Consider the following 23,953-nt stretch of genomic DNA (forward strand, 5'->3'; position numbering starts at 1 on the left):
TCTCCCGCAATCATCCATCCATCCATCCATCCATCCCGGCTTATATCTCGTCCGGAGATTCCCGGTCGGAGCCGAAAAAGGCCCGGCCCGGATGCCAGTCGGCCGTATGGATAAGTTTCAATGCCATGATGGTAATCTTGTTTTATGGAGGCCAAAGGTAGGGAAAAATCTCAGGAAAGACCTTTAGAAAGGAGGAGAGGATGCGGGAAGGAAGCAAGTTGTCATTTCCGGGTGCCGGAAACGGACGTTTCCACGTATCGGAAACGAGAGCTTCCGGGTGTCGGAAACGAGAACTTCCGACACCCGGAATAAAAGTTAAACCTCATCGGGGCTTTCGCTATCTCCATCACCTCCGCCCACGGTTAATGGATAAGGGAAGCGATTCCGGCGTACTTCCTTCAAAAAGACTTTACTGTTGCCACTCGAGCGAGTAGCCACCTCCAAGTAATACGTGCCATCCTCCAAGGCGGGGATGATAAGCGAGAAGGCCGACGGATCGTTGCGCAACACGGAGGTCATCGGCACGGCTACCGACGTTTGGGAGCCGTCCTTCACGAAGAAGAAGCCCACGGCATCTCCCGTCTCGCCGGCGATCTTGATACGTTGCCCGCTGCCGGTCAATCCTCCGCCCGGGGTCAGTTTCGTATTCACGGCACCGGACGCTACGTCCGTCACGCTGATGATCGTAGGCAGCCCCTCCTCCACGTGGCTGACGATCACGCTGATGTCCGTCAGCTTCGAACGAATCTCCGCCGTGGGCGTGGAACGGAGCACGACCTTGTTGCGCGCCGGGTCGAACTGCGCCTTCGGGCCGATGAACGAGCCCTCCACGCCCAAGCTGTTCGTCGTGAAACCGAACTCCACGGTACTGCCCGAGTACAGCTCCTCCTCGGCCACACCCTTGATCTCACTGTAAATACCTTCAATCTCCGAGGCCGAATATTTCGTACCGAGCCGAGCGGCGGCCAGCTTGCATAAGTCGCCGATCGAACGACTTTGTACGTAAGTGACGTTGAACGTGAAATCGTCCGTGCGCGCCGTCAACTTGTTCTCCACCAGCTTACCGGTGATACTTCTTTTCTTAGGTTCTGCCATACTATCATTCAGATTATGGGCCTCTCTTGGATAGAGACCCTAGTTATTAAACACCCAAATGTAACAATAAACTTTCACTCCGACAAGCGGGAATCGGATTACTATTCACGCTTTCCCAAAAACTATTTGTAAGCAAAACCTAGCCAACTCATAATAATTTGTTACTTTTGCGGTGGTTTTAAATAGGAACAACATAATTAATAAACATACCTATGGCAAAGATTACAAAAGAGGAGGCCCTTCGGTACCATGCCGAGGGCAAACCGGGTAAGATCGAGGTTATCCCGACAAAGCCTCATAGCACGCAAACGGATTTATCCCTGGCTTATTCGCCGGGCGTAGCCGAGCCGTGTCTGGAGATCGAGAAGAATCCGCTGGACGCGTACGAATATACGGCGAAAGGTAATTTGGTAGCCGTAATCTCCAACGGTACCGCCGTACTCGGGCTGGGCGATATAGGCCCCTTGGCCGGTAAGCCGGTGATGGAAGGCAAGGGATTGCTATTCAAGATATTCGCAGGCATCGACGTATTCGATATCGAAGTGAACGAGAAAGATCCGGAGAAGTTTATCCAGACCGTGAAGGCGATCTCGCCCACGTTCGGAGGAATCAACTTGGAGGATATCAAGGCACCGGAGTGTTTCGAGATCGAGACTCGCTTGAAGAACGAGCTGGATATCCCCGTCATGCACGACGACCAGCATGGTACGGCAATCATCTCCGGCGCCGGGCTGATCAACGCCTTGGAGATCGCCGGCAAGAAGATCGAGGACGTGAAGATCGTGGTGAACGGCGCCGGAGCCGCCTCTATCTCATGTACGAAACTGTACGTGATGCTGGGAGCGCGCAAGGAGAATATCGTCATGTGCGACAGCAAGGGCGTCATCTCTACCAGCCGCCCGGACTTGAACGCCGCCAAGCGGGAGTTCGCTACCGACCGTCCGATCAAGACCTTGCAGGAGGCCGTGGTGGGAGCCGACGTATTCTTGGGCCTCTCCGTGGCGAACGTATTGACCAAGGAGATGGTACGTAGCATGAACGCCGACCCGATCGTATTCGCCTTGGCGAACCCGAACCCGGAGATCTCCTACGCCGACGCTATGGCCTCGCGGGACGATATCATCTTCGCTACCGGACGTTCCGACTATCCGAACCAGATCAACAACGTGCTGGGATTCCCTTATATCTTCCGCGGCGCCTTGGATACGCACGCCAAGGCGATCAACGAGGAGATGAAGCGGGCCGCCGTCTACGCCATCGCCGACCTTGCCAAGGAGCCTGTCCCCGACGTGGTGAACGCCGCCTATAAGCTGAAACGAACCACTTTCGGACGCGACTATATCCTTCCGAAAGCGCTCGATCCCCGCTTGCTGACCCGTGTATCTTGCGCCGTGGCGAAAGCCGCTATCGACTCGGGCGTGTCTCGCAAGACGATCACCGACTGGGAGGGCTACGCCAACCACTTACGTGAGATGATGGGATACGATAACAAACTATTGCGCTCGTTCACCGATATGGCGAAAGCGAACCCAAAACGGGTGGTATTCGCCGAGGCGAACCACGTGAATATGCTGAAAGCCGCCGCCGAGGCGAAAGCGGAAGGTATCTGTTTCCCGATCTTGCTGGGTAACGAGGAGCGTCTGGCCAAGATCGCCGCCGAGGAGAATATCAGTCTGGACGGTATCGAGATCGTCAACCTCCGCCACGACCGTGAGACGGAACGCCGCCACCGCTACGCCCGCATCCTTTCCGATAAGAAGGCGCGCGAGGGCGTGACCTACTCGGAGGCTTGCGAGAAAATGGTAGACCGTAACGCCTTTGGTATGATGATGGTGGCTACCGGCGACGCCGACGCTTTCGTGACGGGTGTATACAGCCGCTACTCGGAGGTTACCAAGATGGCGGAGCAGATTATCGGCATCCGCCCGAGCTACAAACATTTCGGCGCCTTGAACATCCTGACGTGCAAGAAGGGTACGTTCTTTATGGCCGATACGTTGATCAACCGTCATCCGTCGGCCGAGGTATTGATCGATATCGCCCGCCTGACGCACGACGCCGTGAAGTTCTTCGCTCACGAGCCGGTGATGGCGATGTTGTCTTACTCGAACTTCGGTTCCGACAAGCAGGGTAGCCCGCTGAAGGTGCACGAGGCGATCGACTTCTTGCATAAGACATACCCAGACATGGTAGTAGACGGAGAGATGCAAGTAAACTTCGCCCTCGACAAGAAGCTGCGCGACGATATGTATCCCTTCAACAAGCTGAAAGGGCAAGACGTGAATACCTTGATCTTCCCGAACCTAAGCTCCGCCAACAGCGCATATAAGCTATTGGATACGCTGGGTATCACCGAGACGATCGGCCCGATCCAGATGGGATTGAACAAACCGATCCACTTCACCGACGTAGAAAGCTCTACCCGTGATATCGTGAACCTGACTACCGTAGCTGTCGTAGACGCTATCGTTCAGGAACAGATCGAGAAAGAAGGTTGATAGGACTTATCCCCTATCAATACTATCCCCAGTTGTAGAGACGGGGCGTGCCCCGTCTCTACAACTGGATATATCAATTCTGATAGCTTTCGATATTCGCTATTACCTTTTGCGACAATCGCTCCATACATTGCTCCGAGTGGCCGGAGACTTTCGGGGTATATATGACATTATCGAACTGCGTCAAGGTATCCGCATAATTCCCGATACCCACCTCATCGCATAAGAAGAAATTCCGTTTATGGGCGCTAAGCCAACGTTGTAAATCCGGGACACGGAAAGTCGGCCCTACCGACGTATTGATCAATATCTTCAGATTACCGAACAAACGAAACTCACCCGCCCCCAGAAGAATCGTATTACGAGGCAAGCAAGTACATAAAATATCCACCTCCGGCAGCAACTCCCGCAAAGGCAGGTAAGCGATACCGGCGGCCTCGGCATCCGGCTTACGGGTACGGCTGAAATAATAAACCTCAGCCCCCAAGAAACGAAGAGCGTCAGCGATCATTCTCCCGGTGCGACCCAATCCCACGATGCCTACTTTTTGCCCGCCCAGCTCATACGCCTTATGCTTCCACTGCTTCCCGCCGAAACCATGCAACAAACGGACCAACTCGCTAATGACATACTCCACGACTCCCTCATCTCCATAGTCGCAGATGCCCAAAACCGTTATCCCCCGCTCACGTGCGGCGGCTATATCCACATTCGCACTAGACTCACTATAAAGGGTACAGCACATCCCGATGTATTTGATATTCGGGCAAGCCTCGATCACGTTCCTCCGGATCTGTGTATTATAAGAGACGAGTACGCAATCTGCGTCCCCGATCCGGTTCACAATCTCCTCATCCGTTTCCGGAATGCCGGTATAAAAAACAACCTCTTTTCCAAGCTCCTTCAAACGCTCCACTCCCCATGTATTCAACCCGGTAGAATCTACCACTACAATTTTCTCAAACATATCTTACTTTATTAATTACCATCTTCAATTAATTATCCCTCTCACAAAACTATAAATAAAATAGCCGCAAAGGGTAACCTTCAGCACGACACTCAATAAAAAACCTGCGAACGCCCCGAAACCAGCCTTCAACGCATCTCCGGACGCCTTGCCTCCCAAAAGTTCCCCCACGAAAGCCCCCACGAAAGGACCCAGTAAGATCCCCCAAGGCGGAAACACGAACATACCGGCCACGGTTCCCACGGCACATCCCCAATTTCCCCACTTGGACCCTCCGCTATACTTAGTCCCCAGCATGGGCGTAACATAGTCCATCGCCTGTGCCAACACGACCAGCAATCCCCACACGACCAACTCCATAACCGTAAATTCCGCATAGCCCGTAAAATGCAGCAGCCACAAAGCCACATACGCCACCGGCGGCCCCGGCAAGACCGGCAAAAAACACCCCGCCAATCCCACCAACAAACAGATAACGCCTAGTATAACCAATAAGATATCCATACAATCACTATTTACAATAATCCTTTATTTCACCAATTCTCCTTATTAATCAAATTCACCACGACTTTCACCATCATATCTTTTTCCTCCGTCCGGCTTTCCGCTATCATCAAGGTTAAAGCGACCAATGTATTATCAGCGATACGTTTCGTCCCATCCGGATTATATAAGATTCCATTATTATCGAGAAACCACAAGAAAAGCGTTGCGGCTATACGCTTATTACCATCGCTGAACGAATGATTTTTTGTAACCAGATAAAGAAGCATAGCCGCTTTTTCCTCTACCGAGGGATAAAGATCCTCCCCACCAAAAGTTTGGTAAATCTGTCCGATAGAGCTTTTGAAAGAGCCGTCTTTCTCGTTTCCGAATAAATTACTTCCACCAAATTTACTTTTCAATCCTTGGATAGCCAACATCGCATTTTCATAGGTAGCCTTAAACCGTTGCTCATTTGTCGTCGAATGAATATCCAATTGCTGATAGTCATACTTATCCAGTGTATCTAAGGCATAGGTATAGTCTACAACTACATCTAGTAACGTACGGCTTTCATCCGAGGAAAGAACCTCCTGACCCTTAACTGTACGACCGAGGACTTGTACAAGCAGCTTCAGTTCGTCGTATTTTTGTTGGGTCAGTTGTTTATTGACAGCGTAGCCTTTGACAAGGTATTCTTTTAGGATTTTATTCGCCCAGATACGGAATTGCGTACCACGCTTAGACTTGACACGATAGCCGACTGAGATAATGACATCAAGACTATAAACCCCAGTAGGCTTGTATTTGGAAAAAGTATTATGCAAAATTTGCATATTACTCATTTCCTCAAGTTCTCCTTCTTTAAAAACATTTCTGATATGCCGAGCTATTACCGATTGATCCTTTTGAAAAAGCTCCGCCATCTGCGCTTGCGTAAGCCATACTGTATCATTCTCCAATTTCACGTCAATTGAAGTCTCACCATCGGCTGTCCGATAAATAACGATCTTGCCATTTTCCATACGTTTCAGTTTTTAGGATATATAAATAGACAAAGATACAAACATTTCCCACCCTTAACTGTTTTGCTAAAAGCTAAATCTAAACATATATATTTATGCACAAACATTTACGCCTGACATGTTATGCTTTGTTGTGCTTGCTGGTACCGATCGGGGTAATGGCGCAGACAGAGCATACGTATTTAGACCGTGCCCTACCCGGGTCATGGTCTGAGGAAGGGAGTGATTTCCAGCAGACACTTCCCGTAGAAGATAATTGGTGGAGAAATTTTAAGGACCCGTTGCTGGACTCGCTGATAGAAGTAGCCGTGAAACAAAACTATTCCGTGCAAATGGCGATGGACAGGATCGCCATGGCGAAAGCCAACCTGCGGTCGGCACAAGGAAGCTACTCGCCCACCCTAGGGCTTTCCGCCGGATGGACACGGCAACAAAGTAGCGGCAATATCAATCAGGTACCCAAGGCGATCACCCAATATTCCAGCGCTACCGTAGATATGAACTGGGAGGTGGACGTATTCGGGAGTATCCGGAACCGGGTGAAAGCGGAGAAAGAGAATTTCGCCGCCTCGAAAGAGGAATACAACGCCGCCATGGTCTCCCTTTGCGCTCAAGTAGCCTCCTCCTATATCAATATGAGGGAACTGCAACAAGAGGTAAAGGTAGCGCAACAGAACTGCCGCTCCCAACAGACCGTCGTACAGATCACCCAGAAACGGTATGAGACCGGGCTAGTCTCTAAACTGGACGTAGCGCAGGCGCAATCCGTATACTACAGCACGAAAGCCTCCCTACCGATGCTGGAGGCCGGTATCATCCAATACGCGAACTCCTTGGCGATCCTGTTAGGCCTGTACCCTTCCGATCTACAAAAGATCATGGAGACAGACGCTTCCTTGCCGGAATATATCGAGCCGGTCGGTGTAGGGCTGCCGGCAAACCTGTTGCTACGCCGTCCGGATGTACGTGCGGCAGAACGGCAGGTCAATGCGCTTGCCGCCTCGCTCGGGGCCTCTAAGTCCGATTGGTGGCCGAAAGTATTCGTGAAAGGTTCGATCGGTTTCGCCTCCCACGACTTCGACAAGCTGGCGAATCATAATAGCTTGACCTATGAGATCGCCCCTACCCTTACGTGGAACTTCTTCCAAGGCACCCAGAAGATACAGGCTACCCGGTTGGCGAAAGCCCAGTTGGACGAGTCGATCCGGCAATTCAACCAGACCGTGCTTACCTCCGTACAGGAAGTGGATAACGCCATGAGCTCGTACAAGAACTCGATCAAGCAGATCGTAGCCCTCCGGGAAGTGGTAAACCAAGGAAAACAGACCTTGGATCTTTCCCTAGACCTCTATAAGCAGGGCCTTACCCCTTTCCAAAACGTACTGGACGCGCAACGCTCCCTCCTCACCTACCAGAACCAATTGACACAGGCTCAAGGTAGCTCACTACTGAACTTGATACAGCTTTATCAGTCATTGGGCGGAGGATGGAATCCTATGTAGGCCGTTCGATCCGATCGAACAAAAGCCCACTCAAACAATATAATATAAATAATCATTAAAGACAAAAGATATGAAGACATTTGTTTACATAGGGATTATCGGAGCCTCCGCCTTATTACTGGCGTCTTGCAAGGGGAAAAGCAAGCCGATGGAAACGCCCGTGCCCTCCATAAGCGTATCCACGCCGATCGTGAGGGACATTACCTTGACGAAAGAATACCCCGGATACCTTAGTTCACAACTGAAAGTAGACTTGGTAGCCCGTGTCAACGGATACTTGCGTACCTCTTACCTCAAGGCCGGAAGCCGGGTGAAGAAGGGCGATCTTATCTTCGTGATCGAACCGGACACCTATCAAGATAACGTCACCCAAGCCGAGGCTTCCGTAAAGACCTCCAAAGCCCAGCTGGAATATGCACGCAGTAACTACGAGCGTATGAAGGAGGCGGCTAAGAGCGGCGCCGTAAGCCAGATACAAGTGATCCAAGCGGAGGCTACCGTATCGGAGTCTGAGGCTGCCGTGAAGAATGCCGAGGCGGAGTTGAATACCGCACGGACCAACTTGAGCTATTGCTATATCCGTGCGCCTTTCGACGGTGCGGTTACCCGGGCCAGCTACGATATAGGTAATTACATCAACGGAGCCGTCCAGCCGGTTACCTTGGCCACCTTATACAAGGACGACTTGATGTTCGCCAATTTCAATATCGAGGATAACCAGTTCATGAAGATGATGCTGGAAGCCGCCCGCAACGATAGCACCGTGAAACTTCCGACCGAGATCCTCGTCAGCATAGGCGAGAATGGCGGCAATGCGTATACGGGCCGGCTGGATTATCTATCCCCAAATATCGACCTATCGACCGGTACCCTGAACGTACGTGCCAATCTGGATAACCCGAAGCATGTATTGAAGAGCGGCTTATACGTCACCATCACCCTGCCGTATGCCGAGCAGCCGAATGCGGTCTTGGTTCGCGACGCCTCGATCGGTACCGACCAATTAGGGAAGTACCTTTATATCGTGAACGACTCCAATGTCGTACGATACCGTCCTATCGAGGTGGGCCAATTGGTAGACGATACGCTTCGCCAAGTGACCGCCGGTATCAGCCCCAAAGATTCCTATGTCACCTCCGCCCTGCTTAAGGTACGAGATGGCATGACTATCAAACCTATAAAATAAGCAAGCTATGGTAAAGTTCTTTATTAACAGACCGATATTCGCCACCGTACTTGCTCTGATCATCGTCGTAGCGGGTTTGGTCACCCTCAATATATTACCGATCGCCCAGTATCCGGAGATCACGCCGCCTACCGTACAGGTATCCGCCGTTTATCCCGGGGCGGACGCACAGACCGTAGCGCAGACCGTAGGTTTACCGATCGAGCAACAGGTAAACGGCGTGGACGGTATGCTTTACATGAGTTCAAACTCCTCCAGTTCGGGGGCTTACTCCCTAACGATCACCTTCGCTGTGGGAACGGATATCGACATGGCGACCGTCATGGTGCAAAACCGGGTGAGTATCGCCCAAAGTAGCTTGCCGGAACCCGTGATCGTACAGGGTATCACCACCCGCAAGCAATCCTCCAATATCGTGATGATGCTTACCCTAAGTTCCAAGGATTCCATTTACGACGGGTTGTATTTAAGTAATTACGCCACCTTAAATATGATAGACCAGCTAACCCGCCTGCCGGGTGTAGGCTCGGTACAGGTGATGGGAGCCGGAAACTATAGCATGCGTATCTGGCTAGACCCGGAGGCGATGCGTATCCGTAACTTGACGCCGGACATGGTCTATCAAGCCATATCCACGCAAAACGCCCAAGTATCCGCCGGTTACGTAGGCCAACCGATTCTACGGGCGGATAACCCCTATCAATATACCTTGACCGTGAAAGGACGGTTGACGACACCGGATGAGTTCGGCAATATTGTCCTTAAGACCGGGCAAGGTGGCAAGATCCTGCGATTGAAGGATATCGCCCGCATAGAGTTGGGTAGCTCCTCTTACAACGTGGTCTCTAAATTAAGCGGACAGCCGACTGCTGCGATAGCGATCTACCAGTTGCCGGGCTCCAACTCCTTGGATGTATCGAAGGTGGTAAAGGCCAAGATGAAAGAATTAGGCAGTTCCTTACCCGAAGGCGTGGAATACAAAGTGACCTTGGATACGACCGAGGTGATCGACGCCTCCATCCATGAGGTGCTTATCACGTTCTTGGAGACAACCTTGCTGGTGGTCTTGGTTATCTTCTTATTCTTACAGAATTTCCGGGCGGTAGTCATCCCGTTCATTACGATTCCGGTCTCATTGATCGGTACGCTGGCGGTCATGGCGGCTTTAGGCTTCTCCATTAATACGTTGACCTTATTCGGCTTGATTCTGGCGATAGCGGTGGTGGTAGACGACGCCATCGTGGTGGTAGAGAACTCCACCCGGCTCCTCGATACCGGGAAATATACGGCCCACGAGGCGGTATCGAAGGCCATGGATGAGATCGTAGGGCCTATCGTGGGCGTGGTATTGGTATTATTGGCGGTATTTATCCCGACAACGTTTATCAGCGGTATCTCCGGGCAGCTCTATAAGCAATTCGCCTTGACAATCGCCGCCGCTACCGTATTAAGCGGATTTAACTCGCTTACGCTTACGCCCTCGCTTTGCGCCCTTTTCTTAGAGAAGAATACGGAAGAACCGAAATTCTTCCTCTTCAAAGGATTCAATAAGGTATACGGAAAGACTCAGAAGATGTACGACTCGATCGTGGAGCGGATGCTGAAACGACCGGGAGCGGCGATGATCGTTTACGGTATCATCACGGCGGTAGCGGTTATCTTGTTTATGCGTTGGCCGACAACCTTTATACCCGAAGAGGATGACGGCTATTTCCTAATCGTATCCCAATTACCCCCGGCGGCGAGCTTGAACCGGACGGAGGCGGTCACCAAGCAGATCGACGAGATCCTAAAGACATACCCCGAGGTGAAATCATTCATCAGCGTTAGCGGATTCTCCGTGATGGGTGGAGGGGAGCAATCCAATACGGCCACCTTCTTCGTGATCCTAAAGAACTGGAACGAACGTAAAGGTAAGGAGCATACGGCAGAGGCCGTGACCAACCGTTTCAACCGGGAGGCATCGGCTATCCAAGAAGCGCAGGTATTCGGTATGGTACCGCCAGCTATCCCGGGGTTGGGCGCTTCGGGCGGCTTGCAACTGCAATTGGAGGATCGTAAGAACCTAGGTCCGACGGAGATGCAGCATGCCGTGGAGACATTGCTGGCCAGCTACCGCTCGAAACCGCAATTGCTGAACCTTTCTTGTATGTATCAGGCCAATACCCCGCAGTATCTACTGAAGATAGACCGGGATAAGGTGCAGATGCTCGGTCTTCAGTTGAATCAAGTATTCTCCACGCTCAGCTATTATATGGGAGCGGCGTACGTGAACGATTTCGTGGAGTTCGGACGTATTTACCAAGTTAAGATCGAGGCGAACGGAGAGGCGCAGAAAGTGATCGATGATGTACTCCGTTTGAGTCTGGCGAATAGTAAAGGAGAGATGGTACCCTTCTCCTCTTTTATCGAATTAGACGAGCAATTGGGATTAGACCAGATCAACCTATATAATATGTATTCATCGGCGGCTATTACTTGTATCGCCAACCCGAAATATAGTTCCGGAGAAGCGATCCTAGCGATGGAGGAGCTGATACAGGAACAATTAGGTGATAATTTTGGATATGAATGGACCTCGGTCGCTTATCAAGAGACGAAAGCAGGATCTACGACGGTGATTATTTTCGCCATGGCGTTGCTAGTCGCTTTCTTGGTTCTCTCGGCTCAATATGAGAGCTGGACAAGTCCGTTGGCGGCTATCATGGGTTTGCCGATCGCCTTGTTGGGAGCTATTATCGGCTGCTGGGTGATGGGGGTTCCGGTAAGCGTATATACCCAGATCGGTATTATCTTATTGATCGCCTTGTCCGCCAAGAATGGTATCTTGATCGTAGAGTTCGCCCGGGATTTCCGAAAGGAAGGTAATCCGATACGGGATTCCGCCTTGGAAGCCGGACACGTTCGTTTACGTCCGATCCTGATGACCTCGTTCGCCTTTGTATTGGGTGTCATGCCTTTGCTTTTCGCTACCGGAGCGGGAGCGGCCAGCCGTATATCCTTAGGTGCGGCGGTAGTATTCGGTATGGCTATCAATACGATATTCGCCACGATGTTCATCCCTAACTTCTATGAACTGATGCAGACCATCCAAGAGAAATGGCTGGATAAAGGAAAGAAGACGGATGTTACGCCTAAACAATAGAAAGTTTCCAATCCTCTAATGAGGCAAAAAGAGAATAGCCATGGGTTTAGCCATGGCTATTCTTTTTTACTCCCTTCAGATACATTATTATATATTCTATGATTGGAATTAGGCGATTCCCAACAACTCTACCTCAAATATTAATGTGGAGAAAGCAGGGATCGGACCCGAGGCACGATTACCATAACCAAAATTGTAAGGGATATAGATTATCCATCTATCCCCTACCCGCATTTCTTGAAGAGCCAATTGCCAGCCTTCAATCACTTGGTTCAAGCGAAAGGCTTCCGGGCAACCCCGTTTCCATGAGTTATCAAATTCCCTTCCGTTAATCAACGTTCCTTTATAATGTACGGAAACGACGCTTTCCCGATTAGGAGAGACTTTGCCTGTACCCGCTTGTATTACCTTATATAATATACCACACGGTAATGTCCGGATTCCCTCTTCCGAAGCGATCTCGTCCAAATACAATAGATTCTTCTCTTTGTACTCCTCTTTTCTACTCATATATATTACATTATCTTACATTTAGCTCCGCAAATGTAGCAAATAGAAATAGAAACGCAATGGCATGGTAACACAATAGACATGCCAAACGTTCAAATACTATCATTATATGAATCTGATTCCCGCTTTTTTTATCATAGATCAAGAAAACATAGGAATCCGCAAAAAACATGCTATAAAACATACCACGTATGGAATAACGCCGTATATTTGTGTCGTAAAACATAATTGTAAAGCAAATATGGTAAAGAGATTGTTTAAACGTTACATCGATTTGCTAGGGTTTCAACCTTGGACAATTTGGGTTTACCGCATGTGGTAAACCTCACGATGAAAAAGAGGAAGGTTTAGGTTAAGGTTATCAGAAGTCCGGGATTAGGTTAGTAATAGGTTAAAAGGTTAAAGGTTTAGGTTTTCAATTCATTCGTTACTCGGACTTCAAAAGTTATGTGAGATTTAGAACGTGTCGAAAGGCACAGATTTATTAATTAAAAAGAAAATGAGCTATGAAAAGTTTTATTAGACATTTTTTGGATAGCTGCTTGAGATCACTCGCTGCTATCGGTCAGTCGGAGTTAACGAAATGGGGTTACAATAAATAAGTAACACCCCATTTTACCGGGAAGGTGAACATTTGATTTTTTCAAACCATACCGCGGTTGCTTGGCATCTTGCCAGACAACCGCTTTTTTGTATCCATACCTTTTAAACAAGGTATCTTAGTTTCATAGAGAAAGTATCCTAAGTTCATTGGCGAAGTATCTTAGGTGTATGGGGCGATGAAACTAAGATACTTTTATAACTCATGCGCCTATCCCCACTGAGTTTCTACTACCCGTCTATATATTTATAGATATTAACTATTTGACAACTGTCTAACAACATCTTATTTTTGTCAGGAAGTTAAAAACAATTGTTGTTTCTAAACAGTTTTATTTAAAGATTACTTTATCTAAAATTCTTTATTGCGACATAAAAACTAAAGTTATGGAAGACAAAAAACTAACTGCCGCCAACGGGCGCCCTGTTGCGGACAATCAGAACGTACAAACAGTGGGGCCACGTGGCCCGATGGTATTACAAGACCCTTGGTTCATTGAGAAGCTAGCGCACTTCGACCGTGAAGTGATCCCAGAAAGACGCATGCACGCCAAAGGTTCCGGCGCATTCGGTACCTTTACCGTTACACATGATATCACAAAGTATACGAAAGCGGCTATTTTCAGCGAGGTAGGCAAGAAAACTGACTGCTTTGTCCGTTTCTCCACCGTAGCCGGAGAGCGTGGAGCAGCCGACGCAGAGCGTGATATCCGTGGATTCGCCATGAAATTCTACACAGAGGAGGGTAACTGGGACTTGGTAGGTAACAACACCCCCGTATTCTTCTTGCGTGATCCCCTAAAGTTCCCGGACTTGAATCATGCGGTCAAACGTGACCCGAAAACGAATCTACGAAGCGAGGATAACAACTGGGATTTCTGGACTTTGCTTCCCGAGGCCCTGCATCAAGTAACGATTACGATGAGTTCTCGCGGCATTCCTTACTCTTATCGACATATGCATGGTTTCGGTAGCCATACGTACAGTTTTATCAACAATAAGAACGAACGTATCTGGGTGAAGTTCCATCTCAGAACCCTGCAAGGTATCAAGAACTTGAGTGACGAGGAAGCGGCTGCGATCATCGCCAAGGATCGTGAATCCCATCAGCGTGATTTGTTCGAGAGTATCGAGCGTGGGGACTTCCCGAAATGGAAATTCCAGATCCAATTGATGACTGAGGAGCAGGCTGAGACCTATCCGATCAACCCGTTCGACCTCACGAAAGTATGGCCGCATAAGGACTTCCCGTTAATGGATGTCGGTATCCTCGAGTTGAACCGTAATCCGGAGAATTATTTCCAAGACGTGGAGCAAGCCGCATTCAACCCGATGAATACTGTCGAAGGTATCGGCTTCTCCCCAGACAAGATGTTACAAGGTCGTCTATTCTCTTATGGCGACGCCCAGCGTTACCGCCTTGGCGTGAACCTAGAGCAGATCCCGGTGAACAAGCCCCGCTGTCCGTTCCATGCCTATCACCGTGACGGAGCGATGCGTGTAGACGGAAACTATGGAGCCGCAAAGGGTTACGAACCTAACAGCTTCGGCGAATGGAAAGACTCTCCCGAGAAGAAGGAACCGCCTTTGAAAGTACACGGGGATGTTTATAATTACAACGAGCGTGAGTATGATGATGATTATTACAGCCAACCGGGTGCCTTATTCCGTTTGATGCCGCCGGAAGAGCAACAATTGTTATTCGGAAATACCGCCCGTGCGATGGGTAACGCCCAACTGTTCATCAAGCAACGCCACGTACGCAATTGCTACAAGGCAGACCCTGCTTACGGTAAGGGAGTAGCTGAAGCTCTAGGAATCAGCTTGGAAGAGGCCTTGAAAGAAGACCGATAAAGTAGTAAGGCTACGATAGAAAGCGATAAAAGAGGGATAACCCCAGTAATCCTATGGATGAACGGGTTATCTCATTCTTTTTTAGTAGGATAAGAGAGGATATGCCATGAGACCCCGATACTGATAAGCCCTAACAAAGCTTTCACCCACCAATAGCCGACTAGCAAAAGGGAAGTAATGATCGTAGATAGCCACATGATAGCGATCGTGATAATCTTGGAACGCAAAGGAATAGCCTTATCTTCCACAAAGCCCTTAATATGCGGCCCGAAATAACGATTGCTCATCACCCGGTTATAAAGTCTCTCCGAGCTACGGACATAAAACCAACAAGTCAGTAACCAAAAAGGAGTGGTCGGGAGCAAAGGGACAAAGATGCCGATCGCTCCCAATATGAGAAAAAACGTTCCTAACGTAATGTATATGATACGTCTCGTCCCGTTCATCAGCCAACCGTATATTCTGCGATTTGCTTGAAACCGTTCAAGAAGTCCGTTATATTCATCCGTTTCTTTCCGGCAAGTTGCAAGGAATGCAATCGAAGGAAACCATCCTTCACGGCCACATCGATATACGATTTATGATCTGTATGGATAGAACCTACCGGGAAGTTATGCGTTGCCGGACGCTTCTTCGTCTGGTAAACCTTCAAGACCATACGTTTGCCATCCGCTGAGATCAATTCCGTCCAAGCGGCAGGATAAGGAGAAAGCCCACGGACGAAATCATAGATCTTCTTCACCGGTTGGTTCCAGTCGATATGACAGGTATCTTTGAAGATCTTCGGGGCCGGACGCAACTCGGCGGCATCCTTATAGAACTCCTCTTGAGGGATAGCGTCTGTTTTTCCATCCAACAGTAAGTCCACGGTCTCGGTAACCAACCCCGCCCCCATCGCCATCAAGGCATCGTGAACGGTTTCTACATCGTCGGTATCAGCAATCGGCAGATGTTTCTGACGGATGATCTTACCCGTATCAATCTCATGCGTAAGAAAGAAAGTAGTCACGCCGGTCTCCGTATCACCATTGATAACCGCCCAGTTGATCGGAGCGGCGCCCCGGTATTGCGGAAGCAAGGAGGCATGCAGATTAAAAGTTCCCAGACGGGGCATATTCCAGACCACCTCCGGCAGCATACGAAACGCCACCACGATCTGCAAATCCGCCCGCAAGGCACGCAGTTCCTCTAAAAATGCCTCGTCCTTCAATTTCTCTGGCTGCAAGACCGGAAGACCCACCGATACGGCATATTGCTTCACAGCGCTCGGCTGAAGCACGCTACCATGACGCCCCATTGGCTTATCCGGCATCGTAATGACACCTACCACATTATATCCACCTTCTACCAAGGCACGCAGGCTCTCCACGGCGAAATCGGGAGTGCCCATATATACGATTCGTAAATCCTCTTTCTTCATATACAATAAATTGGATCTGTTTTTAACAAGTTAGTCCCCGGAAAAGTTATCGACCAATACCTCCCGATAGGAATTAAATATCTTCGATTTCGACATAAAGCCGATATAATGGCCATTCTCATCGACCACCGGAAGATTCCACGCTTTCGTATCATCAAACGTCTGCATGATCTGATCCATCGGTGTGTTGATTACGATCTTGGCCGGGGCGGAAACCATGAACTTCGATACATGGAAACGATTATACAACTCCGGACGGAACATGATATTCCGGATATTATCCAGCAAGACGATACCCAGCAACACGCCCCGCTCGTCCACGACAGGAAAGGTGTTACGTCCGCTTCGGGAAATGACCTTTACCATATCGCCCAACGTCATCTCCGGAGACACCATCTGGAAATCTTTCTCGATCACGCTATCCGCCCGTAGCAAGGTAAGCACCGCCCTATCCTTATGGTGCGTCAGCAACTCGCCTTTCTGCGCCAAACGCATGGAGTAGATGCTATGAGGCTCGAACATAAGGATCGTGATATAGGAACTGATCGAGACGATCATCAAGGGGAGGAACAAATCATACCCACCCGTCAGCTCGGCAATCAAGAAAACCCCGGTCAAAGGAGCGTGCATCACCCCGGACATAATGCCCGCCATACCCAGCAAAGCGAAATTCTTCTCTGAGATATACATCGTGAACGGGAAATAATTAGACGTATGCGCAAAGATAAAACCGGCGATACAGCCCAGATACAAACTAGGAGCGAAGATACCACCGCAACCCCCTCCGGCATTCGTGGCGCTGGAAGCGAATACCTTCGTAAGCAAGATCAAGGTCAAGAAGATCAAGACCCCGAAATACGTATCGTTCAGATCGTAAAACAAACTCTTGTCCATGATATGCGAGAACTGCCCGTTCAGCAACGAGCCGATCGTATCATAGCCCTCACCATATAGTGGGGGGAACAGGAATATCAAGATACTCAGCATCACGCCGCCCAACATGAACTTCTTCCAATACGTACCCAACTTCCGGTACATCCCTTCCACCTTGTTCATCACACGGGTAAAATAAAGGGATACCAATCCGCAAAAAACACCCAGCAAGAGCACGTAAGGAATACGCTCGATCTCGAATGCCTCGGTCTGAGAAAACTTAAACATGGCCTCGGTACCGGTAAAGATATAAGACATCGTAGCCGCCGTCACCGACGAGATCAGCAAAGGAAGCACGGAAGTCATCGTAAGGTCCAGCATCAATACCTCGATCACGAACACCAACCCGGCGATAGGCGCCTTGAAGATACCGGCGATCGCTCCGGCGGCACCACATCCCACGAGCAACATCAACGTCTTCTGCTCCATCCTGAACACCCGTCCCAGATTAGAACCGATAGCCGCCCCTGTCAATACGATAGGAGCCTCCGCCCCGACCGATCCACCAAAGCCGATCGTCACGGAACTGGCTACGATAGACGTCCATGTATTATGCGGCTTGATACGGCTCTTTCGTTGCGAGATGGCATACAAGATCTTCGTCACCCCATGGCCGATATCGTCACGCACGATATATTTCACGAACAAGCCGGCCAACAAGATACCGATCACCGGATAAAGCAAATAGAGATAGTTCACGCCATCAGCACTGAAATTACCCGTCAATACATGTTGTATGAAATGGATCAATTGTTTCAATATGATAGCGGCCGCAGCTGTGCAAATTCCCACGATAAAGCTGATAATAAGGATAAAATGCTTCTCCTTGATGCGCTTTTCCCGCCATAACAACAATTTATAGAATAACCCTTCGTTAGCCATTTTAAATACCTTTACCTGTAAACACTGTTTTAACTGTATAAATGAGAATCGTTATGTCCAGAATCAAGGACATATTCTCATAGTATAATATATCATATTCCAAGCGCTCGATCATCTCATCCACACTGCCGGCATATCCATATTTCACCATACCCAACGAGGTGATTCCCGGACGTACGTTATGCAGCAGATAGTAGAAGGGGGCTTTCCTCACGATCCGCTCGATGAAATATTTACGTTCCGGACGGGGGCCAACTAGCGACATATCCCCTTTCAGCACGTTCCAGAACTGCGGTAACTCGTCCAAGCGGTATTTCCGCATCACCCGTCCGAAGGGAGTGATACGGGAATCGTCCTCGGAAGAGAGCAACGGACCTTCTTCCTCGGCGTTCGTATACATCGTACGAAACTTATAGATCATGAAAGGCTCGCCCATGTATCCGATCCGTTCCTGACTGAAAAACACCGGGCCGGGGGAATCCCGCTTCACCCGCCAAGCGATATACAGGAACAAGGGAGATAAGAGCACCAAGAAAATCAGAGATAACATCTTATCCATAAAGAGCTTTACATTCTGCTCGATGGGCAAGAAGTTGTTATCCGTCACGTCCACCAGCGGAACGCCCTTTATCGCCTTGATCTTTACTTGCGATAATGAACTGGATTTATCCGCCAATATCTTGATCGGCCGTTTATAGCAATATAACGAATACAGGATATCCATCAAACGGCTATTATCCACCGTCTCCAAGGCGACAACCAGCTCATCCACCTTTTTCTCCTCTACAATCACCGGCAAAGATTCCAGCCTACCGATCACACGATCTCCGGCGACCCCGCCTTTTTTCTCCGTACCATCGGAGACAAAACCGACGATATTATAACCCAACCCATACAGGTCGTCGGCAATACACGCCGCCTTCTTCCCCGCCCCAATCATCAATACGTTCAACGCCCATTCCCTGCACTTTATCTTCCGTAACCCGGCCTGCGTAATCAATAACCGGGGAATATACGTCAAGACAAACTGTAATCCCCATAAAGAGAAAAACATATCATAATACACATGATAGGAACGGGGCAAGTCATTCAGCACTAAGGCAAAAAACAAGATCACGACACCGATCGACACGCTCCCAAGGGTAGAGAACAACTCAGTAAGCCTCGACTTACCGAACGGTTTATTATAATAACCGGAAAACCAATATAATACGAACCAGAAAAACGGGATCAATAGCTGCCCCTTCAACGAGGGGATATGCAGCAAAAAGGCCCCGACGGTATCAAACCCTTCATACACCGCCACCTCCTCATAGCGTATCAGGTTAAATAATAACCAGACTACCGACGACGCTATAAAATCCGAGACAATATATTTTCCGGCTTGTACGCTTTTCTTCATCCTTATCTAATTACCTGCACAAGCCCACCGGCTCCTAGCTTGATAATGCCGGACGGAGCGGCCTTGCTCATATCGTCCTGACGATAACTCACGATATAATCCACACCCTCCTTGATCACCTCCGATACCTCGCTGAAATTAGCGGGAGAAGGCTCGCCGCTTACGTTGGCGGAAGTAGAGACCAAGGGTTTACGGAAGCGCTCGCACAATTTCTTGGAGAACTCCTCGTTCGTGATGCGGATACCCACGCTACCATCGGCTCCCAATAGATTTGTCGCCAAGTTCTTGGCACTTGAGTAAATGATGGTCAACGGCTTATCAGACACGCTAATCAAATCCCAAGCGATATCGGGAACATCCGACACGTACCTATCCAATTTAGCCTCGCTGTCCATCAAGACCAACATAGCCTTATTGTCTGCCCTTCGCTTTAGCTCGTACACTCTTTGTACGGCTTTTTCATTGGTAGCGTCGCAACCAATTCCCCAGATAGTGTCTGTAGGATAAAGTATTATGCCGCCTGCGGCCATTACTTCGCAAGCTTTTTTAATATCTTCCGTCATTGTATTTTATAATATTTAGGCAAATGTACGAATCATTCTCCTACTTCAAAAAAATAATAACAAAAAAACTATTTTCTTTAAGCCATACCGGATATACCATATTTAATTTCTAACTTTACAGGTTGAAATATATTGCGGAAATCTCGCCTTTGTCATACGGTAGATTAAGGATGACAAGGTATCCGTAGTATCAGGCAAGCAAAAAAGAAAAAAACAATATATAATGATTAACAAATGGAACTTTCAAACCCCATCAGAAGAAGAGTTACATAAGAGAGACCAATTGGTGGCTGAATTAGGATTCAGCCCGGTGATCTGTCTCTTGCTCGTTCAACGAGGTATCACTTCGATCGAAGAGGCGAAGAAATTCTTTAAACCCAGCTTGAACGATTTGCACGACCCGTTCCTTATGCCGGATATGGATAAGGCGGTGAGGCGCTTGAACAAAGCCTTGGGGAATAAAGAAAAGATTTTGATCTACGGCGATTACGACGTGGATGGAACGACAGCGGTATCGCTCGTCTTCAAGTATTTAAGACCTTACTCGTCTACCTTGGATTTCTATATCCCAGATCGATACGACGAGGGGTACGGTATCTCTTACAAGGGTATCGATTATGCCGCCGAGAACGGCGTGTCGCTGGTTATCTCGCTGGATTGCGGTATCAAAGCGATCGAGAAGATCGAGTACGCCAAGGAGAAAGGTATCGACTTTATTATTTGCGACCACCATATGCCGGACACCACTTTGCCGGACGCTGTCGCCGTATTGGATGCCAAGCGCTCGGATTCTATCTATCCGTATGAGCATTTATCGGGTTGCGGAGTGGGATTCAAGTTCATGCAGGCGTTCGCCAAGAGTAATAATTTCCCGTTCTCGGATCTGGAGAAGTTGTTGGAACTGACGGCGGTCAGTATCGCCTCGGATATCGTCCCGATTACGGGAGAGAACCGCATCCTCGCCTATTACGGGCTGAAGCAATTGAACAGCAACCCCAGCCTCGGGCTGAAAGGGATCATCGATATCTGCGGATTGACCGGAAAGGAGATCACGATCAGTGATATCGTATTCAAGATCGGTCCCCGTATCAACGCTTCCGGCCGTATGATGAACGGGAAGGAGGCGGTGGAACTGCTACTGTCCAAGGATAGCGCCAGTGCCCGGGAGAAGAGCGAGAGCATCAACCAATATAATGAGGAACGCCGGGAATTAGACAAGAAGATCACCGACGAGGCGAACGCTGTCATCGACGAAGTAGAGAACATGGATGACCGGAAGGCGATCGTGGTGTATAACCCGGGATGGCACAAAGGCGTGATCGGTATCGTAGCGTCCCGTTTGACCGAGAAGTATTACCGTCCGGCGGTCGTTCTTACCAAATCGTCCGAGTTGATCACCGGATCGGCACGTTCCGTAACGGGTTTCGATATTTACAAGGCGATAGAGAGTTGCCGGGATTTATTGGAGAATTTCGGGGGACATACCTACGCCGCCGGGCTTTCCCTTCGGGAGGAGAACCTAGAGGCATTCACCGAGCGTTTCTTGAAGATCGCATCCGAAGAGATCATACCGGAACAGATGATCCCACAGATCGATATCGACGCTATCTTGGATTTGAAAGAGATCAACCAGAAGTTCGTGAACGACCTAAAGAAGATGAGCCCGTTCGGGCCGGACAACCAGAAGCCTGTATTCTGCTCGCTTGGCGTAAAGGACTACGGTACCAGTAAGCTCGTGGGTAAGGAACTGGAGCATCTCAAGCTGGAATTGATCGACGGAAACTCAAGCACCCCCATGCACGCCATCGCTTTCGGCATGCACAGGCACAACGACCATATCAAGAGTATGAAGCCTTTCAACATCTGCTACACGGTGGAGGAGAATACCTACAACGGCAACACCTCTATCCAGCTGATGATCAAAGACATCAAACCCGACGATATATGAGGAGGACAGGTGGACGTCTACCATAAGATATTAGAGAAGTATTGGGGATACCCTGCTTTTCGCCCCTTGCAGGAGGATATTATCCATTCCGTCTGTGCCGGAAAAGATACGCTTGGGCTGATGCCTACAGGTGGTGGTAAATCCATCACCTTTCAGGTGCCGGCCTTGGCGATGGAAGGGATTTGCATCGTCGTCACTCCCTTGATCGCCTTGATGAAAGACCAAGTGGAGAACTTACGCCGGGTCGGCATCAAGGCTACGGCTATTTATTCGGGCATGAGCCGGCAAGAGATTATCACGCAACTGGAGAATTGTATCTTCGGAGGGTATAAGTTTTTGTATGTCTCCCCGGAGCGGCTTAGTACGGATATTTTCCGGATCAAGATGGAGGCCATGCAAGTTTGTCTGCTAGTGATCGACGAGAGTCACTGTATCTCGCAATGGGGATATGATTTCCGTCCTTCTTACCTCAATATCGCTGAGATCCGGGACTTATTGCCGGGTGTTCCGGTATTGGCCTTGACCGCCACGGCTACCCCGGAAGTGGTGAATGACATACAAGAGCGTCTGCGGTTCAAGGAGAAGAACGTATTTCAAAAGAGCTTCGCCCGCAAAAATCTGGCTTATATTGTCCGGAAGACGGAAGATAAGTTAAATACACTCGTTTATATATTGGGAAAAGTTCCGGGTACGGCCATCGTATATGTCCGCAACCGGAAACGCACCAAGGAGATCGCCGTCATGCTGCAACAGGCGGGTATCTCCGCCGATTTCTTCCATGCCGGATTAAACCGTGACGAGAAAGAACTACGTCAGGCCCGTTGGAAAAGCAACGAGTGCCGGGTAATCGTATCGACCAACGCTTTTGGTATGGGTATCGATAAGCCGGACGTGCGATTGGTCGTGCATATGGATATGCCGGGATCGTTGGAGGAATATTATCAAGAGGCCGGACGCGGGGGACGTGATGAGAAGAAAGCCTTCGCCGTGGCTCTTTGTTCCTCCACGGATAGCGCCAAGCTAAAGAAACGGCTGGCGGATGAGTTTCCGGACAAGGAGTTTATCTACCGGGTCTATGAGGCGTTGGGTAATTATTACCAGATCGCCGTAGGGTACGGGCTAGATACGGTACACGATTTCTCATTGACGGATTTCTGTTCCGCTTATAAGTTCTCTTTATTGCAAGCGCATCATGCCTTGAAGATCCTTGGGCTATCGGGCTATATCGAATATACGGAGGAGGTAGACAACGCTTCCCGCCTGATGTTCACAGCTACCCGTGACGAGCTTTACAGGTATTTAAGTGAGAACAAGCGAACGGATGAGGTGATTCAGACAATCTTGCGTTCTTACACCGGGTTATTCGCAGATTATGTTTATATAGATGAGAGCGTAATCGCCACCCGTGCGAGAGTGACACCTCACGAGGTGTATGAGACCTTGGTAGGTTTATCCAGATACCGGATCGTAAACTACATCCCGCATAAGAAAACCCCGTTGATTATCTATACCCAGACCCGGGAGGAACAGCGGTACCTTTCCATACCCCGCTCGGCGTATGAGGAACGCAAGGAGCGTTTCGGGAAACGGATCGAGAAGGTGCTGGAATATATCAACGAGGAGCGGGTATGCCGTAGCCGCATGCTCCTATCCTATTTCGGCGAGGAAGATTCCGCCCCTTGTGGCTGTTGCGACGTATGCCTATCGAAGCATGAATCACAGCTTATGAATTGGGAATTCAACGCTATCCGGGAAAGTCTCATAAAGATATTGGCCGGGGAATCCCCTATCCCCGTGAAAGAACTTATTGAGAAATTACCTTTCCCTCAAGAGAAAATCCTCACGGCCATCCGCTTTCTGGCGGATCAAGATCCCCGATTCACATTAAGCGACGGCTATCTATCGCACGAGGATTCAGCAAAATAGCACGATGCCCATCG

The 23,953-nt window shown here is 49.3% G+C and carries 17 protein-coding genes; 7 read left to right on the forward strand and 10 right to left on the reverse strand.

Going from position 1 to position 23,953, the window contains the following annotated elements:
* Positions 1-315: 315 nt before the first annotated feature.
* The gene (locus DWX84_RS12290; protein WP_005866221.1) at positions 316-1,095 is read right to left on the reverse strand and encodes a DUF4469 domain-containing protein; all 780 of its coding nucleotides are present in this window, start codon (positions 1,093-1,095) and stop codon (positions 316-318) included.
* Positions 1,096-1,307: 212 nt separating this feature from the next.
* Here DWX84_RS12290 and DWX84_RS12295 point away from each other — a divergent pair, with 212 nt between their 5' ends.
* A complete protein-coding gene (locus DWX84_RS12295) occupies positions 1,308-3,593 on the forward strand; it encodes an NADP-dependent malic enzyme (RefSeq protein WP_048928377.1) in 2,286 nt (761 codons plus the stop codon).
* A gap of 73 nt (positions 3,594-3,666) precedes the next feature.
* Here DWX84_RS12295 and DWX84_RS12300 read toward each other — a convergent pair whose 3' ends face one another.
* From DWX84_RS12300 to rhuM, 3 genes are read right to left on the reverse strand one after another with little or no spacing between them, the layout of a single operon-like run.
* Positions 3,667-4,560: a D-isomer specific 2-hydroxyacid dehydrogenase family protein gene (locus DWX84_RS12300; RefSeq protein ID WP_048928376.1), complete on the reverse strand. Its 894-nt coding sequence runs from the start codon at positions 4,558-4,560 to the stop codon at positions 3,667-3,669.
* Between the two features lie 24 nt (positions 4,561-4,584).
* Complete coding sequence (locus tag DWX84_RS12305) at positions 4,585-5,064, reverse strand: DUF456 domain-containing protein (RefSeq protein ID WP_048928375.1); 480 nt, start codon at positions 5,062-5,064, stop codon at positions 4,585-4,587.
* Between the two features lie 29 nt (positions 5,065-5,093).
* Positions 5,094-6,068 carry a virulence protein RhuM/Fic/DOC family protein gene (rhuM, locus tag DWX84_RS12310; protein ID WP_048928374.1) on the reverse strand — a complete coding sequence of 325 codons (975 nt, stop codon included), beginning with the start codon at positions 6,066-6,068 and terminating at the stop codon, positions 5,094-5,096.
* A gap of 95 nt (positions 6,069-6,163) precedes the next feature.
* Between rhuM and DWX84_RS12315 the strand changes: the two genes are divergently transcribed.
* From DWX84_RS12315 to DWX84_RS12325, 3 genes are all read left to right on the forward strand, one after another.
* Positions 6,164-7,570 (forward strand): efflux transporter outer membrane subunit, encoded by a 1,407-nt coding sequence (locus tag DWX84_RS12315; RefSeq protein ID WP_005858204.1) that lies wholly within the window; start codon positions 6,164-6,166, stop codon positions 7,568-7,570.
* A gap of 70 nt (positions 7,571-7,640) precedes the next feature.
* Entirely contained in the window at positions 7,641-8,756 is a 1,116-nt protein-coding gene (locus tag DWX84_RS12320; RefSeq protein ID WP_122377522.1) for an efflux RND transporter periplasmic adaptor subunit, read from the forward strand.
* A 7-nt stretch (positions 8,757-8,763) separates the two neighbouring features.
* Positions 8,764-11,901 carry an efflux RND transporter permease subunit gene (locus tag DWX84_RS12325; protein ID WP_048928372.1) on the forward strand — a complete coding sequence of 1,046 codons (3,138 nt, stop codon included), beginning with the start codon at positions 8,764-8,766 and terminating at the stop codon, positions 11,899-11,901.
* Between the two features lie 108 nt (positions 11,902-12,009).
* On the opposite strand, the gene DWX84_RS12330 is transcribed toward DWX84_RS12325, so the two are convergent.
* Complete coding sequence (locus DWX84_RS12330) at positions 12,010-12,411, reverse strand: FKBP-type peptidyl-prolyl cis-trans isomerase (RefSeq protein WP_005866204.1); 402 nt, start codon at positions 12,409-12,411, stop codon at positions 12,010-12,012.
* A gap of 987 nt (positions 12,412-13,398) precedes the next feature.
* On the opposite strand from DWX84_RS12330, the gene DWX84_RS12340 reads away from it, so the two are divergent.
* Positions 13,399-14,865 (forward strand): catalase, encoded by a 1,467-nt coding sequence (locus DWX84_RS12340; protein ID WP_005858216.1) that lies wholly within the window; start codon positions 13,399-13,401, stop codon positions 14,863-14,865.
* A gap of 71 nt (positions 14,866-14,936) precedes the next feature.
* Here the strand turns inward: DWX84_RS12340 and DWX84_RS12345 are convergent, their stop codons facing one another.
* From DWX84_RS12345 to DWX84_RS12365, 5 genes are read right to left on the reverse strand one after another with little or no spacing between them, the layout of a single operon-like run.
* Entirely contained in the window at positions 14,937-15,311 is a 375-nt protein-coding gene (locus tag DWX84_RS12345; RefSeq protein WP_005866200.1) for a YbaN family protein, read from the reverse strand.
* Positions 15,311-16,285, reverse strand: coding sequence for a methionyl-tRNA formyltransferase (fmt, locus tag DWX84_RS12350; protein ID WP_036610396.1), 975 nt, complete (start codon positions 16,283-16,285; stop codon positions 15,311-15,313). The genes DWX84_RS12345 and fmt overlap by 1 nt, the downstream gene beginning before the upstream one ends.
* A gap of 30 nt (positions 16,286-16,315) precedes the next feature.
* Positions 16,316-18,100, reverse strand: a complete 1,785-nt coding sequence (locus tag DWX84_RS12355; RefSeq protein WP_005858223.1) for a chloride channel protein — start codon at positions 18,098-18,100, stop codon at positions 16,316-16,318.
* A 1-nt stretch (position 18,101) separates the two neighbouring features.
* Positions 18,102-19,502 (reverse strand): sugar transferase, encoded by a 1,401-nt coding sequence (locus DWX84_RS12360; RefSeq protein WP_005866194.1) that lies wholly within the window; start codon positions 19,500-19,502, stop codon positions 18,102-18,104.
* 2 nt (positions 19,503-19,504) lie between these two features.
* Complete coding sequence (locus DWX84_RS12365; protein ID WP_008774182.1) at positions 19,505-20,065, reverse strand: L-threonylcarbamoyladenylate synthase; 561 nt, start codon at positions 20,063-20,065, stop codon at positions 19,505-19,507.
* Positions 20,066-20,288: 223 nt separating this feature from the next.
* Between DWX84_RS12365 and recJ the strand changes: the two genes are divergently transcribed.
* Positions 20,289-22,013 (forward strand): single-stranded-DNA-specific exonuclease RecJ, encoded by a 1,725-nt coding sequence (recJ, locus tag DWX84_RS12370; protein WP_044544853.1) that lies wholly within the window; start codon positions 20,289-20,291, stop codon positions 22,011-22,013.
* Positions 22,014-22,022: 9 nt separating this feature from the next.
* Positions 22,023-23,939 carry an ATP-dependent DNA helicase RecQ gene (locus tag DWX84_RS12375; protein ID WP_044544852.1) on the forward strand — a complete coding sequence of 639 codons (1,917 nt, stop codon included), beginning with the start codon at positions 22,023-22,025 and terminating at the stop codon, positions 23,937-23,939.
* Positions 23,940-23,953: the final 14 nt, after the last annotated feature.

Source organism: Parabacteroides sp. AF21-43, assembly GCF_003635435.1.
GTDB lineage: Bacteria > Bacteroidota > Bacteroidia > Bacteroidales > Tannerellaceae > Parabacteroides > Parabacteroides distasonis.

Bases quoted from the DNA above. Each gene is read 5' to 3' on its own strand.
- DWX84_RS12365 (WP_008774182.1), bottom strand. From the start codon at position 20,065: ATGACGGAAGATATTAAAAAAGCTTGCGAAGTAATGGCCGCAGGCGGC.
- DWX84_RS12305 (WP_048928375.1), bottom strand. From the start codon at position 5,064: ATGGATATCTTATTGGTTATACTAGGCGTTATCTGTTTGTTGGTGGGA.
- DWX84_RS12325 (WP_048928372.1), top strand. From the start codon at position 8,764: ATGGTAAAGTTCTTTATTAACAGACCGATATTCGCCACCGTACTTGCT.
- DWX84_RS12345 (WP_005866200.1), bottom strand. From the start codon at position 15,311: ATGAACGGGACGAGACGTATCATATACATTACGTTAGGAACGTTTTTT.
- DWX84_RS12315 (WP_005858204.1), top strand. From the start codon at position 6,164: ATGCACAAACATTTACGCCTGACATGTTATGCTTTGTTGTGCTTGCTG.
- rhuM (WP_048928374.1), bottom strand. From the start codon at position 6,068: ATGGAAAATGGCAAGATCGTTATTTATCGGACAGCCGATGGTGAGACT.
- DWX84_RS12330 (WP_005866204.1), bottom strand. From the start codon at position 12,411: ATGAGTAGAAAAGAGGAGTACAAAGAGAAGAATCTATTGTATTTGGAC.
- fmt (WP_036610396.1), bottom strand. From the start codon at position 16,285: ATGAAGAAAGAGGATTTACGAATCGTATATATGGGCACTCCCGATTTC.
- DWX84_RS12295 (WP_048928377.1), top strand. From the start codon at position 1,308: ATGGCAAAGATTACAAAAGAGGAGGCCCTTCGGTACCATGCCGAGGGC.
- DWX84_RS12340 (WP_005858216.1), top strand. From the start codon at position 13,399: ATGGAAGACAAAAAACTAACTGCCGCCAACGGGCGCCCTGTTGCGGAC.
- DWX84_RS12300 (WP_048928376.1), bottom strand. From the start codon at position 4,560: ATGTTTGAGAAAATTGTAGTGGTAGATTCTACCGGGTTGAATACATGG.
- DWX84_RS12290 (WP_005866221.1), bottom strand. From the start codon at position 1,095: ATGGCAGAACCTAAGAAAAGAAGTATCACCGGTAAGCTGGTGGAGAAC.
- DWX84_RS12355 (WP_005858223.1), bottom strand. From the start codon at position 18,100: ATGGCTAACGAAGGGTTATTCTATAAATTGTTGTTATGGCGGGAAAAG.
- DWX84_RS12320 (WP_122377522.1), top strand. From the start codon at position 7,641: ATGAAGACATTTGTTTACATAGGGATTATCGGAGCCTCCGCCTTATTA.
- DWX84_RS12360 (WP_005866194.1), bottom strand. From the start codon at position 19,502: ATGAAGAAAAGCGTACAAGCCGGAAAATATATTGTCTCGGATTTTATA.
- recJ (WP_044544853.1), top strand. From the start codon at position 20,289: ATGATTAACAAATGGAACTTTCAAACCCCATCAGAAGAAGAGTTACAT.